The organism is Mesorhizobium sp. M1169, assembly GCF_040318345.1.
In the GTDB taxonomy this organism is placed as follows: Bacteria; Pseudomonadota; Alphaproteobacteria; order Rhizobiales; family Rhizobiaceae; genus Mesorhizobium.
In genome coordinates this window covers 167,928-184,166 of record NZ_JAMYME010000003.1, presented here as the reverse complement: position 1 = coordinate 184,166, position 16,239 = coordinate 167,928, and the positions used below count along the sequence as shown (strand labels likewise).

Annotated in this window: 24 protein-coding genes; 18 read left to right on the top strand and 6 right to left on the bottom strand. The window is 63.1% G+C overall.

Annotated elements, in window-relative coordinates; all coding sequences use genetic code 11:
• Positions 1-160: 160 nt before the first annotated feature.
• From NKH41_RS04465 to NKH41_RS04440, 6 genes are all read left to right on the top strand, one after another.
• Positions 161-484: an ArsR/SmtB family transcription factor gene (locus NKH41_RS04465; RefSeq protein ID WP_352768225.1), complete on the top strand. Its 324-nt coding sequence runs from the start codon at positions 161-163 to the stop codon at positions 482-484.
• Positions 481-891 (top strand): SRPBCC family protein, encoded by a 411-nt coding sequence (locus NKH41_RS04460; protein WP_352473443.1) that lies wholly within the window; start codon positions 481-483, stop codon positions 889-891. The genes NKH41_RS04465 and NKH41_RS04460 overlap by 4 nt, the downstream gene beginning before the upstream one ends.
• A gap of 71 nt (positions 892-962) precedes the next feature.
• Positions 963-1,355, top strand: coding sequence for a VOC family protein (locus NKH41_RS04455; RefSeq protein WP_352502145.1), 393 nt, complete (start codon positions 963-965; stop codon positions 1,353-1,355).
• A gap of 87 nt (positions 1,356-1,442) precedes the next feature.
• Positions 1,443-1,673, top strand: a complete 231-nt coding sequence (locus NKH41_RS04450) for a hypothetical protein (protein ID WP_352473441.1) — start codon at positions 1,443-1,445, stop codon at positions 1,671-1,673.
• Between the two features lie 4 nt (positions 1,674-1,677).
• Entirely contained in the window at positions 1,678-2,148 is a 471-nt protein-coding gene (locus NKH41_RS04445; protein ID WP_352768227.1) for a DUF1801 domain-containing protein, read from the top strand.
• A gap of 88 nt (positions 2,149-2,236) precedes the next feature.
• A complete protein-coding gene (locus NKH41_RS04440; RefSeq protein ID WP_502895665.1) occupies positions 2,237-2,644 on the top strand; it encodes a DUF1801 domain-containing protein in 408 nt (135 codons plus the stop codon).
• On the opposite strand, the gene NKH41_RS04435 is transcribed toward NKH41_RS04440, so the two are convergent.
• The gene (locus tag NKH41_RS04435; RefSeq protein ID WP_352473438.1) at positions 2,645-3,553 is read right to left on the bottom strand and encodes a dihydrodipicolinate synthase family protein; all 909 of its coding nucleotides are present in this window, start codon (positions 3,551-3,553) and stop codon (positions 2,645-2,647) included. It abuts the gene before it with no gap.
• Positions 3,554-3,818: 265 nt separating this feature from the next.
• Between NKH41_RS04435 and NKH41_RS04430 the strand changes: the two genes are divergently transcribed.
• From NKH41_RS04430 to NKH41_RS04405, 6 genes are all read left to right on the top strand, one after another.
• Positions 3,819-4,916: a Gfo/Idh/MocA family protein gene (locus NKH41_RS04430; protein ID WP_352768230.1), complete on the top strand. Its 1,098-nt coding sequence runs from the start codon at positions 3,819-3,821 to the stop codon at positions 4,914-4,916.
• A gap of 11 nt (positions 4,917-4,927) precedes the next feature.
• Positions 4,928-5,587: a ThuA domain-containing protein gene (locus NKH41_RS04425; protein ID WP_352612058.1), complete on the top strand. Its 660-nt coding sequence runs from the start codon at positions 4,928-4,930 to the stop codon at positions 5,585-5,587.
• 154 nt (positions 5,588-5,741) lie between these two features.
• Positions 5,742-6,941 (top strand): mannonate dehydratase, encoded by a 1,200-nt coding sequence (uxuA, locus tag NKH41_RS04420; protein ID WP_352768233.1) that lies wholly within the window; start codon positions 5,742-5,744, stop codon positions 6,939-6,941.
• Complete coding sequence (locus NKH41_RS04415; RefSeq protein WP_352768236.1) at positions 6,938-7,852, top strand: PfkB family carbohydrate kinase; 915 nt, start codon at positions 6,938-6,940, stop codon at positions 7,850-7,852. Before uxuA ends, NKH41_RS04415 begins: the two co-directional genes overlap by 4 nt.
• 98 nt (positions 7,853-7,950) lie before the next feature.
• Complete coding sequence (locus NKH41_RS04410) at positions 7,951-8,733, top strand: SDR family NAD(P)-dependent oxidoreductase (RefSeq protein WP_352451506.1); 783 nt, start codon at positions 7,951-7,953, stop codon at positions 8,731-8,733.
• A 70-nt stretch (positions 8,734-8,803) separates the two neighbouring features.
• The gene (locus NKH41_RS04405; protein ID WP_352768239.1) at positions 8,804-9,565 is read left to right on the top strand and encodes a GntR family transcriptional regulator; all 762 of its coding nucleotides are present in this window, start codon (positions 8,804-8,806) and stop codon (positions 9,563-9,565) included.
• On the opposite strand, the gene NKH41_RS04400 is transcribed toward NKH41_RS04405, so the two are convergent.
• Together NKH41_RS04400 and NKH41_RS04395 are read right to left on the bottom strand one after the other, a co-directional pair.
• Positions 9,551-9,739 (bottom strand): hypothetical protein, encoded by a 189-nt coding sequence (locus tag NKH41_RS04400; RefSeq protein WP_352768241.1) that lies wholly within the window; start codon positions 9,737-9,739, stop codon positions 9,551-9,553. The two genes, NKH41_RS04405 and NKH41_RS04400, sit on opposite strands and share 15 nt — an antisense overlap.
• 142 nt (positions 9,740-9,881) lie before the next feature.
• Positions 9,882-10,097, bottom strand: a complete 216-nt coding sequence (locus NKH41_RS04395) for a DUF2934 domain-containing protein (RefSeq protein ID WP_352768244.1) — start codon at positions 10,095-10,097, stop codon at positions 9,882-9,884.
• Between the two features lie 219 nt (positions 10,098-10,316).
• Here NKH41_RS04395 and NKH41_RS04390 point away from each other — a divergent pair, with 219 nt between their 5' ends.
• The 6 genes from NKH41_RS04390 to NKH41_RS04365 are packed head-to-tail and all read left to right on the top strand — an operon-like array spanning position 10,317 to position 14,426.
• Positions 10,317-10,715 carry a hypothetical protein gene (locus tag NKH41_RS04390; protein ID WP_352768247.1) on the top strand — a complete coding sequence of 133 codons (399 nt, stop codon included), beginning with the start codon at positions 10,317-10,319 and terminating at the stop codon, positions 10,713-10,715.
• Positions 10,712-11,932, top strand: coding sequence for an NRAMP family divalent metal transporter (locus NKH41_RS04385; protein ID WP_352768250.1), 1,221 nt, complete (start codon positions 10,712-10,714; stop codon positions 11,930-11,932). Before NKH41_RS04390 ends, NKH41_RS04385 begins: the two co-directional genes overlap by 4 nt.
• Positions 11,932-12,294, top strand: coding sequence for a hypothetical protein (locus NKH41_RS04380; protein WP_352768253.1), 363 nt, complete (start codon positions 11,932-11,934; stop codon positions 12,292-12,294). Before NKH41_RS04385 ends, NKH41_RS04380 begins: the two co-directional genes overlap by 1 nt.
• Positions 12,294-12,632, top strand: coding sequence for a hypothetical protein (locus NKH41_RS04375; RefSeq protein WP_352768255.1), 339 nt, complete (start codon positions 12,294-12,296; stop codon positions 12,630-12,632). The genes NKH41_RS04380 and NKH41_RS04375 overlap by 1 nt, the downstream gene beginning before the upstream one ends.
• A 34-nt stretch (positions 12,633-12,666) precedes the next feature.
• Positions 12,667-13,953, top strand: a complete 1,287-nt coding sequence (locus NKH41_RS04370; protein WP_352768257.1) for an SDR family oxidoreductase — start codon at positions 12,667-12,669, stop codon at positions 13,951-13,953.
• A complete protein-coding gene (locus tag NKH41_RS04365) occupies positions 13,953-14,426 on the top strand; it encodes a DUF2269 family protein (RefSeq protein WP_352768258.1) in 474 nt (157 codons plus the stop codon). Before NKH41_RS04370 ends, NKH41_RS04365 begins: the two co-directional genes overlap by 1 nt.
• A 39-nt stretch (positions 14,427-14,465) precedes the next feature.
• Here the strand turns inward: NKH41_RS04365 and NKH41_RS04360 are convergent, their stop codons facing one another.
• The 3 genes from NKH41_RS04360 to NKH41_RS04350 are packed head-to-tail and all read right to left on the bottom strand — an operon-like array spanning position 14,466 to position 16,238.
• Entirely contained in the window at positions 14,466-15,035 is a 570-nt protein-coding gene (locus tag NKH41_RS04360; RefSeq protein ID WP_352768260.1) for a c-type cytochrome, read from the bottom strand.
• Positions 15,016-15,900 carry a cytochrome c oxidase assembly protein gene (locus tag NKH41_RS04355; protein WP_352768263.1) on the bottom strand — a complete coding sequence of 295 codons (885 nt, stop codon included), beginning with the start codon at positions 15,898-15,900 and terminating at the stop codon, positions 15,016-15,018. The genes NKH41_RS04360 and NKH41_RS04355 overlap by 20 nt, the downstream gene beginning before the upstream one ends.
• The gene (locus NKH41_RS04350) at positions 15,897-16,238 is read right to left on the bottom strand and encodes a hypothetical protein (RefSeq protein WP_352457440.1); all 342 of its coding nucleotides are present in this window, start codon (positions 16,236-16,238) and stop codon (positions 15,897-15,899) included. Before NKH41_RS04350 ends, NKH41_RS04355 begins: the two co-directional genes overlap by 4 nt.
• Position 16,239: the final 1 nt, after the last annotated feature.

The window sequence follows — 16,239 nt, the reverse complement described above, 5'->3', positions numbered from 1 at the left end:
GCATAACGCGTGACAATTCCAGTGCAGAGCACGGCGAATAAGCAACTGGCTGCGTGAGCGAAGCAGGTGACCTGCAACGAGAATTATGCCGCTTCCCGCTTGACTCACACATATCCCGGCGGTTATACATCGATCAATAGCCGAAGAGTTATCGATCCCAATGCCAAACGCTCACGATGTACTCTTCAGAACGCTTGCCGATCCGACTCGGCGCGCTATTTTTGAGCGGCTGTGTCGCGAAGGAGAGCAGACGGTCGGGGCTCTGACGGCTCAGGCCAGAATTTCGCAACCGGCCGTGTCAAAACATCTCGGCGTTTTGAGGCAGGCCGGGCTCGTGCGCGACCGCCATGCAGGGCGACAGACCCATTATAGCGCGCAGCTTGCTGCGCTTGCCCCCCTGATCGACTGGACAAGCCAGATGACCGGGTTCTGGCAGAGCCGGTTCGACGACCTCGAAGACCTGCTCAAAAGGATGGACCAGTGAACCGAACGTCGACCGAAACGCTCTCCGTCGTTGTCGAACGGGAAATCGCTTATCCGCCCGAGAAGATCTGGCGCGCGCTCACGCAACCACACTTGATCGAGGAGTGGCTCATGAAAAATGACTTCAAACCTGTCGCGGACCACCGTTTCAATCTTCACGCAGACTGGGGCGCTGTCGAATGTCAGGTGCAGACGGTCGAGCCGAACAGAACACTGACTTACACGTGGGATACCAAGGATCTCAAGAGTGTCGTCTCCTGGACCCTCACCCCCACGAGCACCGGAGCCCGCTTGCGCATGGAACAGTCGGGCTTCCGGCCGGATCAGCAGCCTTACTTCCGGGGTGCCAAAGTCGGCTGGCCGAGGTTCTTTGACGATCTGGAGCAGGTTCTGGCGCGGACGGACTGAGATCCGCTGGGCTATCCAGGCAAGGGCTCTGTTACAGAGCGACATCACGAGGCGATAATGGAGGCAAGCCAATGAAGATCAAGTTGGCCAAAGTATACGTGGACGACCAGGAAAAGGCACTGGGCTTTTACACCGAAACGCTCGGCTTTACCAAGAAGGCTGATTTCAGCAATGGGCCGTTTCGCTGGCTGACCGTCGCATCACCCGACGAGCCGGACAGTGCCGAGCTGCAACTCGCGCTCAATGACAACCCCGCTGCAAAGACCTACCAGCAAGCCATTTTCCAGCAGGGCCAGCCCGCGGTCATGTTCTTCACCGATAACGTCAAGGGCGACTACGAGCGCATCAAAGCGCGCGGCGCCGAGTTCACGATGCCGCCGACCGAAGTGACCGGCTCGACCATCGCCCAGCTGAACGACAACTGCGGCAATCTCGTTCAAATCACCCAACTGGCGCGCTGGTAAAGCATGCGTTCAGTGGCGTGGCTGCCCGGCGGGAGTCGCCAAACGGGCTGCCCGATCCGCTTCGGTTCGTCTTCAGAGGAGGTCTCAATGGATTGGAACAAATGGGTTCGGCAGATCCACCGCTGGCTATCGATCATCTTTGCGACGGTCGTCGCCGCCATCTTCATCAGCCTGGGAGTAGGCAAGGAACCCGCCTACTGGGTATACCTCTTGCCGCTGTTTCCACTCGGCTTGCTCCTGCTTACCGGGCTGTACATGTTCGTGCTGCCTTACGCTCCCAAGTGGCGCAACGCAGGGGGCACCGGCGCATTGGAGTGAACGCATGGCCGACAAGACGTCCATCAAGTCAGCGGCGGTCGCGAAGAAGCCCGCCGCCAAGCCTGCAGCCGCCAAGCCGGTCCTCCTCGCAGGCGGCAACCCGCAGATCCCGAAGGGTGATGGTGACGCTCCCGTGCAGGCCTACATCGCGGCCATGCCGCGCTGGAAACGCGACGTCGGCCGCCGCCTCGACGCACTCATCGAGCGCAACGTTCCCAACCTGCGCAAGGCCGTCAAATGGAACTCGCCCTTCTATGGCGTAGAGGGTCAAGGCTGGTTCCTCAACTTCCATTGCTTCACAAAGTACATCAAGCTGGCTTTCTTCCGCGGCACGTCGCTGCATCCTGTCCCTCCAGGCGAGTCCAAGCACAAGGACGTGCGCTACCTCGACATCCGCGAGGACGACCAGCTCGACGAAGCTCAACTCACCGGCTGGGTAAAGCAAGCCAGCCAGTTGCCTGGCGAGCGAATGTGAGTGGAATGCGAGTCATTCCCGCAAACCCGGTGCCGACTAGCGGTATTCATGTGACGGGCGAGCGGCAACAACCCTAGGGAAAGTGACAATGACGATGAAGATGAAGAGTGGCTCTATGGAAGGAAATGCAGAGAGCTCTCCCTCTCAGCTGATAGATGCGAGGATCAGTGAGCTGGGCGATTGGCGAGGCAAGACGCTTTCCCATGTCCGTGCTCTCGTCAAGCAGGCCGACCCGGAAGTGGTCGAGGAGTGGAAGTGGCGAGGCGTTCCGGTGTGGTCGCACGCCGGAATAATCTGCACCGGCGAGACCTACAAGAACGTCGTGAAGGTGACCTTCGCAAAGGGCGCCTCCCTGCAGGATCCTTCAGGCCTGTTCAACTCCAGTCTCGAAGGCAACACCAGGCGCGCCATCGATATCCGTGAGGGCGAAGACATAGATGAGAATGCGTTCAAGGCGCTGATACGCGCTGCTGCCGCCCTGAACACGGCCCGATAGTCAGCTCCGGCCGATATGGTCGGCTAGCGGGCCGAGAGCGGCGAGCAAAGCTTCGCCGGTGGCTTGCGTCGCGTTCTCATGCGGCGCGCGCAGGTTCAGCCAGCGTCTGTCGCCGGACCGTACCGCCAGCACTGCCTTCATCGCGGAGATGAGGCCGGCGTCCTGGATGATTTTGCGGAACGCCTTGATGGCGGCATCCGCGTCAGTAATGTCCTCTCCCGCCAGCGCTGCGTCGTAGAGGGCCCGGATCGCTGCGGCATTCAGATTGACCGTCGCCGAGATGCAGCCCGCAGCACCGTTGGCGAGGCCTTTCGTCAGCTGTGCTTCCGAACTCGGGAACACCGCGACCCCTGGAGCTGCCGCAATGACCGCCACGGTGTTGTTCCAATCGCCGGCGCTGTCCTTGTAAGCCACCACGACATCCGGAAACGCTTGGCTCAAGCGGGCGGTCAGCGCCGGGCTCACCGGTACGCCGGAATTCTGCGGGATGTGGTAGAGGATCATCCTCATCGCCGGGTTCGCCACCCGTTCGATCAGCTCGCCATAGTAGCGGGCCTGTCCGTTGTCGCCGGCGGCCGTATAGAAGAACGACGGCAGCACCATCACCCCGGCACAGCCGAGCCCGACGGCATGCGCCGTCAGCTCGACGGTCTCGGCAAGTGCTGTGACACCGGTGCCGGGCATCAGATGGCTTGGCGAAATGCCGGCCTCGACCAGCCACTCCAGCGCTTGCATGCGCTCGCGCAACGAGACGGACAACGCCTCGCCCGTGGTGCCGAACGGCGACAGGAAATGCGCTCCCTGATCCAGCACCCACTTGGCGTGTGATATCCAGAGGTCGCGGGCAATGCGGCCGTCGTTTTCGAACGGCGTCAGGATCGGTGCGATGGTTCCTTGTGGGCGGATCATGTGCGTCCTTCTACGGGTGAAAATCTGTGCTGTGCTCAAAGCCGGCATCAGAAATGTCGAGCAAGCTACATGAAGCAGTGTTGCTGAGTACCGGCCGTTCGACCTCGAAATCAAGCCGCTCGCGCATAGGCGCGCGATTGTGATCGGGCGGCGGTTCTGAGGCTCTCGAGGTATATCCTTGTCACGGGACAACCTCGTCCGGCCGAAAGGGGGGTGACAAACGAGTTCTGCTGTTTCATCAATGCCGCCTTTTGAGGAGAAGCCCATGCGCAGCATCGGCGTCGGCATTATCGGCTGCGGCAACATTTCGGATGCCTATCTGAAGGCATCGCCACAATTCCCGGTGCTCGACATTGTCGGCGTCGCCGACGTCAACCGGACGGCGGCCGAGGCCAAGGCAGCGACCTACGGCCTGGCTGCCATGCCGGTCGACGCGCTGTTGGCCGATCCGCGCGTCGAGATCGTGCTCAACCTGACGACGCCGCAGCATCATGTGCCGGTCGGCCTGCAGGCTGTCGGGCAACGCAAGCACGTCTATTCCGAGAAGCCGCTGGCAACGACGCTCAGCGACGCCGAGCGGCTGGTCGCGGCCGCGCGCGAAAAGGGCGTGCGCGTCGGCTGTGCACCCGACACCTTTCTTGGCGGCTCCCACCAAACGGCGCGGCGGCTGGTCGATAAGGATACGGTCGGGACCATTGTCGCCGGCTCTGCCTTCATGCAGGTGCCCGGCCACGAGCTCTGGCATCCCAATCCGGATTTCTACTATCAGCCCGGCGGCGGGCCGATGCTCGACATGGGACCGTACTACCTGACCTGCCTGGTCAATCTCCTGGGTCCGGTAAAATCCGTGACCGGGCAGGCGAAGTCATCCTACGCCACCCGCACCATCGGTTCTGGACCGCGCCAGGGCGAGACCATCCGGGTCGAGGTGCCGACCCATATTTCCGGCCTGCTCGCATTCGAGAATGGCGCCGCGGTCTCGATCACCACCAGCTTCGACGTCTGGAAGCATGAACACAATCACATCGAACTTTACGGAACCACGGGCTCGATGATCGTCTCCGATCCCAACCAGTTCCAGGGCGACATCAGGACCAGCCAGCGCAAGGGCGACTGGACGGTGGCCGATCAGATCCATTCCTATGGCGACGGCAATTACCGGGGCCTCGGCCTTGCCGACATGGCGCAGGCGATCGTCTCGGGCAGGCAACACCGCGCCAGTCTCGACCTTTCCCTCCATGTCCTGGAAATCATGGAATCGATCATCTCTTCAGCAGACGTAGGGCAGCGTATCGATCTCAGATATGGCTGCGCCCGGCCGGCGCCGATGCGCGCCGATCTGCCTTTCGGAATTCTGGAATAGGGAACAATGCGATGAGCAAGACGGCACTGATTTTCTGGGGCGGCTGGGAAGGTCACACCCCGGCTCGAAGCGCCGAAATCGTCAAGGAGATGCTGGCCGGCAACGGCTTCGACGTGCAGCTGGAGCAGGGGACTTCGGCGCTTGCCGATCCGCAACTGAGCAAGCTCGATCTCATCGTCCCGGTGATCACCATGTCGACGATCGAAAAGCCGGAACTGCAAAACCTGACCAGCGCCGTCGGGGCCGGCACCGGCCTTGCGGGCTTTCACGGCACGATGTGCGACAGCTTCCGCAACGAGCCGGAATACCAGTTCATGACCGGCGGCCAGTGGGTCGCCCATCCCGGCAACATCATCGACTATCACGTCGATATCACCAGGCCAGACGATCCGGTCATGCAGGGCATCGACGGCTTCGCCTACCGTTCAGAGCAGTATTACATGCATGTCGATCCGACCAACGAGGTGCTGGCGACGACTACTTTCACCGGCGAGCATCTCGATTTCATCGCCGGCGTCGTCATGCCGGTCGTCTGGAAGCGCCGCTACGGCAAGGGCCGCGTCTTCTACAGCGCGCTCGGCCACACCGCCGACGAGTTCGCCGTGCCGCAAATGCGCACGATGTTCGAACGCGGCGCGATTTGGGCCAGCCGAAACTCGGACCTTGCATAGCCGTTCAATCTGAACGCCACGTACCGTTGTAATCTCTCATAGGGCGGCCGCCCGAACGCGGACACAGGACCGGGCTGCGGCAAGCAATTGACTGCCATGGTAGTATCCAATACACCAGCGGTTCTCATCGAGAAATTCCGCAGCTGGAGGTCGAATGGAGCAGACGTGGCGATGGTTTGGCCCGAGCGACGCAGCAACGCTTGCCCATGCCAGGCAGGCCGGCGCGACCGGCATCGTGACGGCACTGCACGACATCCCTTACGGCGAAGTCTGGCCGATCGACGCCATCAGGCAGCGCCAGGCGCTTATCGAAGCGGATCCGGCGATGGGCCTGAAATGGAGCGTCGTCGAGAGTGTGCCCGTGCACGAGGACATCAAGCTCGGCCGCGGCGATCTCGACCGGCTCTACGACAATTTCAGGCAGACCTTACGCAATCTCGGCGCCTGCGGTGTGCGCACGGTCTGCTACAACTTCATGCTGATCCTCGACTGGACCCGGACCGACCTGGCTGCGCCGCTGCCGGGCGGCGGACGGGCGCTCCGCATGAACATGCACGAGCTTGCCGCGTTCGATTGCTACATGCTGCAGCGCAAGGGATCGGAGCGCGACTATGCGTCCGATGTTCTCCAGCGGGCGAGCGAATGGTTCGAGACGACGCCGGATACGTCAAAAGAACGTCTGCTCGCCAACATCATGGCCGGCCTGCCGGGCGCCTTCAAGCGCTACGACATAGCAGAATTGCGCGAAGTGGTGGCCGAGCAGTCGGGCCTGTCGCACGACCGGCTGCGCGAGAACCTCGTCCGTTTTCTCGAAAACGTGCTGCCGGCGGCCGAAGAGGCGGGCGTCACGTTGGCGATCCACCCGGACGATCCGCCGCGCGATCTCGTCGGCCTGTGCCGGATCGTCAAGAACGCCGACGACATCGCCCTTATCCTGGACGCCGTGCCATCGGCCCATAGCGGCCTCACCTTGTGCACCGGGTCGCTGGGCGCCAACCCGGCCAATGACGTGCCCGCAATCGCCAGGCGCTTTGCGCACAAGATAAAGTTCGTGCATCTGCGCAATGTCAGCATGGACCCGGACGGCTCGTTCATGGAATCCGAGCATCTGAGCGGCGATGTCGACATGGTCTCGGTGGTCTCGATCTTGCTCGACGAGCAGCAACGCCGCCGCGATGCCGGTGAACCGGCGGCGCTGCTGCCGTTTCGCCCGGATCATGGCCACGAGCTGATTGATGACGCCGCGCGGCGCACCCATCCCGGCTACCCCGTGATCGGCCGTCTTCGCGGCCTTGCCGAATTGAGAGGCGTGATGACAGCGATTGCCCATCAGCGCGGCTACCGGCTGCGATGACGGCGCCCCGCCTGCTCTGCGTCGGCGCGCTCACCTACGACACGATCTTGCGCCTCGATGTCCTGCCCTCCGGCGCCGGCAAGTTCCTGCCGAGCGAGGCTATACAGATCGCGGCCGGGATGGCGGCAAGCGCCGCCGCGTCAGCCAGCCGCCAGGGCGGGCAGGTCTGGCTATGGGCAAGCGTCGGCGACGATGCTGTCGGCCGCGATGTCATCGGCCAGATGGAGGCGGAGCGGGTCGACTGTTCGCTGGTGCGCAGGGTTGAAGGTGGCCGCTCGGCCATTGCCACGATCCTGGTCGATGCCGCCGGCGAACGCATGATCGTGCCCTTCTACGATGCCGTCACGCAAGCCGATCCTGACCGTCTTCCGCCCGCGGATTTTTCCCGCTTCGACGTCGTGCTGGTTGATGTCCGCTGGCCTGGAGCCGCGGCCCTGGCGCTGGCGAAGGCTCGCGAGTGCGGCATCCCGGCGATCCTTGACGCCGATGTCGCGTCGCGACCGGTGCTCGACCGGCTGCTGCCGCTCGCCTCGCATGTCGTTGCTTCGCTGCCGGCGGCACGCATCCTTTGCGGTCCGGAGATATCCGCTGGTTCCGCCGTCGCCATTCTCGGCCAACGGACCGGCGCCTTCGTGGCGGTCACCGATGGCGCGAACGGCACCGTGTTCCAGCACCCGGGCGGCAATGATGTCCGTCATCTGCCGTCGCCGCGGGTCGAAGCCGTCGACACCCTGGCGGCGGGCGACGTGTTTCACGGCACCTTCGCTCTCGGCCTGGCCGAAGGTTGGGACGAAGAGCGGGCGATAGCAGTGGCCAGCGCCGCCGCCGCGCTAAAGTGCCTGCGCTTTGGCGGACGGCTCGGCGCACCGACGCGCGCGGAAACGCTGGCTTTCATGCAAGGATCGACATGACGCCGAACACGCTTGGGCCGGTTCGGCAAAGAAGGCACGTCAAGTGGCGCCGATCGACTACCATGGTAGTCACTGCGCAACTGTTCGAGGGAGAATAAATGGCTGAGTTCAAAAAACGCGCACTGGTCACGGGAGCGGCCATGGGCATCGGCCGTGCTGTCGCCGAAAGACTGGCCGGGCAAGGCGTCGACCTGATTCTGTTCGACCGGGCGGGCGATCAGCTGGATGACGTCGCGGCGCAGCTTTCGGCGCGCGGCGTGACCGTGCACACCGTGCTTGGCTCGACCGCCGACACTGAAGCCTGTGGCCGCGCCGTCGAGCTTGCCCGGTCCGCGTTCGGCGGGCTCGACATGCTCTCCCACAATGCCGGCATCCAGCGTTACGGAACGGTGGAGACCACGGACGAGGCGCTTTGGGACGAGGTGATGAACGTCAACCTCAAGGCTGCCTACCTGCTCTCCCGCGCGGCGATGCCGCTGCTGCGGCAAAGCCGCGGCGCCATCGTCCATATGAGCTCGGTGCAGGGTCTGGCCAGCCAGGAAGGGGTTCTGGCCTACAGCACGGCCAAGCACGGCCTGATCGGGCTGGTCAAATCGATGGCCGTCGATTATGCGCCGCTCGGTGTGCGCGTCAATGCCGTCGCTCCGGGCGCGGTCGACACGCCGATGCTGCGGGATGCGGTCAAGCTCAACGATAAGCCCGACGAGATCCTGCGCATCCTCGACAACATGCATCCGCTCGGCCGTACCGCCCAGCCGCAAGAGATTGCCGCAGTCGTCGCCTTCCTGCTGTCCGACGATGCCTCCTTCGTCACCGGCGAGGTCGTACGCGTCGATGGCGGCCTGCTGGCGCGCATCGGCGGTTCTCCGCGCAAGGAATAACGTCAGCGCTGCTGCTTGCGCAGGCATTTCATGAACGGCTTGAAGCTGCAGAGCCTATAAGGGGTCGCCGATGGCACGGCTTTTGGGAACGCGGACCATCACCGAGGGGCGGCTCGACGAAACCGCCCCCGGCGCTTCAGTCGCGGCTAGGACGTTCGAGGTTTTGCTCGACCAGATCCTGACCTTCCGCCTGAAGCCGCACGAGCTGATTTCTGAAAAGGCGATGTCGGAAGCCCTCGGCGTGAGCCGCACGCCGGTCAGGGAGGCGCTCGCCCGGTTGGCCGGTCTTGGCTTGATCGACATTTATCCGCAGCGCGGCAGCATGGTGGCGCCGCTCCGAATTGCCGATCTCGAAAAATCGCAGTTTCTGCGCGAAGCGCTCGAAGTCGGCCTGATCAAGCGCGCGGTCGAGAGCCCGCGCCGTGCCGACCTGCTTGCCGTGCTCAAAGGCGAACTGGCCGTCCAGGAGACGTTCGCCTCCATCGCGGACGACAGGCGCTTCTTCAAGTCGGACGAGCTGTTCCACCAGCACATCGCCAGTCATGCCGGGTTTCCCGGAATCTGGGCCGACATCAGCGCGGCGAAGCTGCACATGGACCGCTTCCGCTTCCTGTCTTTTCCGCGCCTCGACAGCATGTCGGTGGTCCTCGGCCAGCATCGGCGGATTGTCGATGCGCTTGAGCAGGCCGACGCGTTTGCGGCGGAAGAGGCGATGCGAACGCATCTTCGCCGCATCTTCGAGGTGCTCGAAATCGTCCAGGAGCGCTATCCCTATTATTTCGAGGCAAACGGCAGTGTGAGCCCGCTTTCGGCCGGCTCAATCCAAGCCTGAGCCTTTCTTGCGCGCTTCCGAAGGTGTCTTGGTCTTGCTGCCGGATTTGTCGGGAGCTGGCTCGGCTTTGCGATCTTGACCCTCGCCGCCTTGCTCGTTGCGGAGCTGCTTTTCCACTATCGATCGCGATCCTTCCGCCGGGTCTTGTTCAGGATGAGTATCGGTTCCCGTCATGTCGGCTCCTATCCATTTTGATCAATTGCGTGCGGCGTGGGCTGACCTCCGCCGCCGGTTCTGTCGCGCCCGATCATAAGCCAGGCGGCGAACAGCACGACCAGTACGACCACGATCCAGGCGACGAAACGAGGCATCGGCCTCATGTCCCTCGCCGCCGCTTGCTGCCGCGTGCCTCCGGATCGGAGCCGGCCTCGACCGTTGGATCGGGCACGACCGGGCCGCGTTCGGCCTCGGAACCCTCAGCTTCGATCTCCTGCACGGCCTGATCCCAGTGCTCGCGCTCGCGTCCTTGCGGACGGCCTTCGCGCTCCCAGATCTCGTGGGCTCGCTGCTTGATACGCTCTTCCCTGTCCATGGCCTTTGCCTCCTCATCCCCTAATCCGGCGATCGCTGGTTTGTTCCGCGGTGCCAGCGCCGTTCATCACGGTTCAGTTGACCTGATCACCCAGCGCTCTAGATCAAACTTCGCGCCGAAGTCGCTTGGTGCGGGGAGAACAATCGTGTGGCAGCAACGCTACAAGCACGTATTGTAAATGCCGTTACAGCCGTCGGTCCTCGACCAGACCGCCTGTGCTTGCTGCTGGTAATATTTGTACTGACGGCATGCTCGCCTTCCGGCCAGGTCGAGCAGCAGTCGAAAACCGCGGCTTCCGCCGCACAGACCGCATCGCTGGTCCTGGAGAGCTGGATCGCTGGGGGAGCCCCGTCGGAATACACGTCGCGCACTTTGCAATCGGCCGGCAAGGCGCTCGCCGATGCCGGTGCGCAAATCCAGTCCGGCAAGTCGCCTGAGCCCGGCGGGCAAGCCGGTCTGACGATCGCGGTTGGACGGCTTTCGGCAGCGGTAATTCGCGCGGCCACGGCCGTGCAGAACGGCAACCGCTCGGAAGTGGAACACGCACAGCAGGATCTGCGGGCCGCCGCCGCCGACCTGAGCACGTCCTACGCGAAATATTTCGCGCCGAAATCATGAAGAAGCTGCTCGAAATATCGCTCGGCGTCGTCACCAGCGTTGGCGGCTTTCTTGAGGTCGGATCAATGGCGACCGCCGCTCAGGCCGGCGCCGCGTTCAGGTTTCAGCTGATATGGGCCGTCGTCCTGGGCACGATCTGCATCATCTTCCTGGTCGAAATGGCCGGACGCTTCGCCGCAGTTAGTCATCACACCATCGCCGACGGGATCCGGGAACGGTTTGGCTTCAACGCCTTTCTGTGGCCGTTGCTCGCCACTTTGCTGGTTAACTTCCTGGTCATGGCAGCCGAAATCGGCGGTGTTGCGATTGCGCTCGAGCTCGCCACCGGCATCGGCTTTCAGTGGTGGGCGCTGCCGGTCGCTTTTCTGGCATGGCTGTTCCTTTGGAAAGGCACGTTCGGACTCATCGAAAAAGGCGTCGCGATCCTCGGGCTGGTCACGCTGTGCTTCGTGGTTGGCGCCGTCATACTGAAGCCCGATTGGGGGCAGGTCGCGGCCGGGGCCGTGCCAACACTGCCGGATCACGACGCGGCCAACTACTGGTTCATGGCGGTCAGCATTCTTGGTGCGTCGATCTCGCCCTATCTGTTCATGTTCTATTCGTCGGGAGCGATCGAGGACGAGTGGGACAAGAGCTATCTCGGAGCCAATCGGGCGATTGCCGGCCTGGGCATGAGTTTTGGCGGCACAATCGCTATGGGTGTGCTGATTGTGGCGGCGCTCGTTCTGGCAGCACACGGCATAGTGCAGGTCGACGACTACCACCAACTGCCGCTGATGCTGATCCAGATCTTCGGTTTCTGGGGATTTGTCCTGTTCGTTGCGTCACTAGGCATTGCCTGTTTCGGCGCCGCGCTCGAAATCGGCCTGCAGCAAGCCTACCTTGTGGCGCAGGGTTTCGGCTGGACCTGGGGCGAGAACCTGAAACCGCGCGACGACCCGGGCTTCAGCGCCGCGTATACGGTCTCGCTGTTTCTCGCCGCCATTCCGATCGCACTGGGTCTCGATCCGCTGAAGCTCACCATCTTCTCCATGGCGCTGACGGCCGCCAGCCTGCCGCTAACCGTGGTGCCGTTCCTCTTCCTGCTGAACGACGAGCGTTATGTCGGCGAGCACCGCAATGGCATGATAGCGAATGCCGCGGTCATCTTCATCATCGCGCTCGGTTTCGTGCTCGCGATCGTGACCATTCCTTTGCAGATATTCGGAGGCACGTGATGGATTTGCTGCGCGACATCCTGGACAAGCAAGTGGTCGACCGCGAGCAGGTCAAGATCGGCAAGGTTGACGGGCTGGTGGCCGAACTCAGGCCAGGCAAGCCGCCAAAAATCATTGCGGTCGAGCTCGGCTCGATCACGCTGGCGCGCCGGCTTGGCCAGCGGCCCGGGCGCTGGATGGCGCGGCTTGCGGCAAGGCTCGGCGGCAAGCGCCATGCCGAGCCGCACCGCATCGCCTGGAACAAGGTGCGCGACATCGGCGTCGACATCGAGTTCGATATCGACGTCCGCGAAACGGCGATTTTCGACTGGCAGGACTGGCTGCGCGACCGTGTCATTGGGCGTATCCCGGGAGCTGGATGATGGCTACTATCAATCTCGAGCAATTGGCTGGCAGGAATGTGCTTTCGCAGCGCGGCAAAAGCATCGGTCATATCGAGGAGATACGCGCAGAATCGGATGGCGACGACCTGGTGATTGCCGAGTACCATGTCGGCATCTACGCGGCCTTCGAGCGTCTGTCCGCTTCGGCCATCGGCATTGCGGTCCTCAATGTCTTTGGACTGCGCAGTCGCGACAGCATGTACCGCATTCCTTGGGACAAGCTGGACATCTCCGATGCGGTGCGGCCGCGGTTGTTATGCACGACGGAAGAACTTTCCGGTATGAAGGGGAGTATCGAGGGCGATAAACCGGAATGAACGATACTTTCCCGCCGTCCGAGAATGGGGTCCAGTGAAAGTCCTGGTTACCGGCGCCACCGGCCTGATCGGTGCCTCGGTCGTGGCACGCCTTCTTTCCGAAGGACATGAGGTGATCGGATTGGTCCGCAGCCCCGGCGCAAACCGGACCGGCAATTATCAATTGCTGGTGCTGGACATGGCGGTGGCGCTGCAGCCCGAAGACTGGCTACCGCATCTCAGGGGCATAGACGCCGTCGTCAATTGTGCCGGCGTTCTGCAGGATAGCCCTCGTGAAAAGACGCGCGAAGTCCATTGCGATGCGGCGGCAGCACTCTTCCTCGCCTGTGCGCGGGCAGGGGTTGCCCGGGTGATCCACTTTTCGGCAATCGGCGTCGATCGGGCGCAGCCTTCGACGTTCTCGGCGACGAAACTGGCCGGCGACCAAGCGCTTATGGCGCTTGATCTGGATTGGGTGATCCTGCGCCCGTCCGTGGTGCTCGGCCGGCCGGTGTTTGGGGCCAGCGCATTGTTTAGGGGTCTCGCCTCGCTGCCGGTGCTGCCGTCCATGCCCGGCACCGGCCGGCTCCAGGTGGTGCTACTCGACGATGTGGTCTCAACAGTCGTCTTCCTTCTCGATCCCGACAGTCCGTCTCGCGTCGTGTTGGAACTTGTCGGTCCTGAACAACTGAGCATGGACGAGGTCGTCGGCAGCTATCGCCGATGGCTCGGCTGGGCTCCTGCAGCCAGGTTTGTCTTGCCGGCGGCTGTTGCAAGGCTTCTCTACCGCCTCGGCGACCTTGCCGCGATGTTCGGCTGGCGTCCACCGATGCGCACCAACGCGGCCAGAGAGATCGCCCGAGGAGCGGTTGGAGATCCCTCGGACTGGACCGCCACGACCGGCATACGCCCGCAAACCCTGGCGGGCTTCCTCGCGCTCAATCCGGCAACGGTGCAGGAAAAATGGTTTGCCCGGCTGTATTTCATCAAGCCTGCGATCTTCGTCGTCCTGCCCTTCTTCTGGATCGTGACGGGTATTGTGTCGCTGACCACCGGCTATAACGGTGGCGTCGAGCTGATGCAAAGCACGGGGGGTGGCATATTGTCGGTGCCGACCGTGATAGCCGGTGCTCTTGCCGACATCGCCGTCGGCGCGCTCCTAGCCTGGCGGCCGGCGGCGCGAAAAGGCCTCTATGGCGGCATCGCGCTCTCGCTCTTCTACCTGGTCGTCGGAAGCTTCCTGAGCCCCGAGCTGTGGAACGACCCGCTTGGGCCGTTCCTCAAGGTGTTGCCGATCCTGGTGCTGCACTTTGTGGCCTTGGCAGTGCTGGAGGAGCGTTGATGCTCTATTTCCTGCTGAGATTTCTGCATGTCATCGGCGCATCCGTGCTGCTTGGTACCGGCGTCGGTATCGCTTTCTTCATGCTGCTCGCCCACAGGACCGGCAATGCCGCGACGATTGCGGCGGTGGCGCGTATCGTCGTCGTCGCCGACTTCCTTTTCACCGCGACGGCCGTGGTCACGCAGCCTTTGACCGGAGCCGCGCTCGCCTGGCAGGCAGGCTACTCGCTGTTGGAGGGCTGGATCGTACTTTCGATCGCGCTCTATATCTTCACCGGAATGTTCTGGCTCCCGGTCGTCTGGATGCAAATGGAGATGCGCAAGCTGGCATCGCAAGCCGCCGCTGCAGGCGCGCCGTTGCCGCCGCGCTATCATCGGCTCTTCTGGCTGTGGTTCGCCTTCGGCTTCCCCGCCTTCGCTGCGGTACTCGGGATTTTCTGGCTGATGATCTCTCGGCCTGCGATCGACTGGTGAAGACAGGCCGCGTGCAGCTGCCGGGATGAGCGATGACATTCATTTCAGCGAATAGAGATAGGCCGCGATATCCCGCGCCTCCTGCTCGGAAATTCTGGTCGAAGGCATTGCCGTGTGCGGATTGACCTCCCTTGCGGCGCGTATCCAACGGACCATATTTCGCGGGTTGTTGGACAATACGCCGCCGATATAGATCCGGGTGGCCAAGCTGGCGTCGAGGCGTGGACCAACCAACCCTTGTGCGCTGGGAACGCCGGTGATCGTGTGGCATCCGGCACAGCCATTGGCCATGATGATTGGTATGGCGCGGGCGCCAACACCGCCGGTTGCATTGTCGGCCTTCTGCTCCACTCGACGGCTTTGCTCGAAGTACAACGCGATCCCGGCCAGGGCTGCAACAAGCACGACAATTGCCGCGGCGCCGAGGATGGGTCCGGACGGAGTGAAGCGCGATGTTGCGCGCACGCCGATGCTGCCAGGGGCATTGTCCGTCTTATGCGCGACCCTGGTGAGGCGCTCCGGCCACAACGTCAGCGCCGCCCAAGCTGCGGCCAGCACGGCAATTGCCGTCCCGGCACCAATGACCAGCTTAGACAGCCTGGAGCGCATGCAACGCCTCCCATCTTCTCTGTCCACTTGAGCGAATCCACAGACCGGCCAGCAGCAACGCGGCTCCGCCATAAATCAGGCCGGCCGGAACCCACATCACCAAGCCGGCGAGCTGCTGGTCCTCGAGCGGGCTAAGGCCCCACAATTCCGCGCCGGCTGCGTTTACCGGGTACCACAGCCTTGGCGAGACCAGCAGCAGCACCCCGAGCAGGCCGGTGTGCAGCGAGGTGAAAAAGAGGTGCATGACTGCGCTGCCGTAGGCTTGTTCGCCGCCTGAACGCGGCAGCAGCACCCACCAGAACAGCAGCCCCGTACCGAAGAAGCTGGCATGTTGCGCATAATGCAGGACACCCTGTGCAAGCGCCGCCTCGAACAGCGCCGGAACGTGCCACGCCCATATCGCGACGCCGTGCAGGAAGGTCGCGGCTAGAGGACGGCTGACAGCGGCCCAAACGGCTCGAAGCACCTTCGCCTGCCCGGCTGCGCCAAATGCCAGCCGCAGCTTGATCGGCAATGCCCACATCATCGCCGCCGCTGGACGGGAGGCGACCAGCAGGGGTGCCGCCACCGCCATCAACAGCTCGTGCTCGATCATGTGGGCGGTGAAAACGCGCTCACCGAATGCGTGGAGCGGGCTGACCAGTGCTGCCGCCAAAATGGCCCAGCCGGTCGCAAACAGCAGGGCTTGCCGCAACCGCAACGGGCGGCTGCGGGCACTCCGCCGCCACAGCCGAAAGGCGCCTGCCGCGTAAAGCAGTGCGACCATGGTTAGCGGCAGCGTGATCGGCAACGCCAGCGTCCAGCCGGCCTGCGAGGCACCGGCACCGTAGCAGATCGAGGTCGAGAAGAGCGCGTCGAAGCTCATCGTAGGCAGCCGTCAACAATGAGCGAGGCCGCGCCTTGCATGACGATTACCAGCGCAAACAGCACCGCGCTGAGAATGCCGATATTGGCGACGAAATGCTCGGTGCCGCGCGTACGATCCGGTTTAAAGGCGGCGCCACCTTGCTGTCGCGCCCGCCACGAAAGCACGCCGCCGAGCAAGGCCAGCACTGTCAGCACCAGCGCAATGACCGGTATGACGGGAATACCGTGGGCGCACTGCCACTCCACGAACGCATAATTCAGCTGCGTCGACACCGCCCAGGCCAAAGGCCCGGACAACAGCCCGCCCCATGATGTGCCCAAGCGAAGCGCACGCATC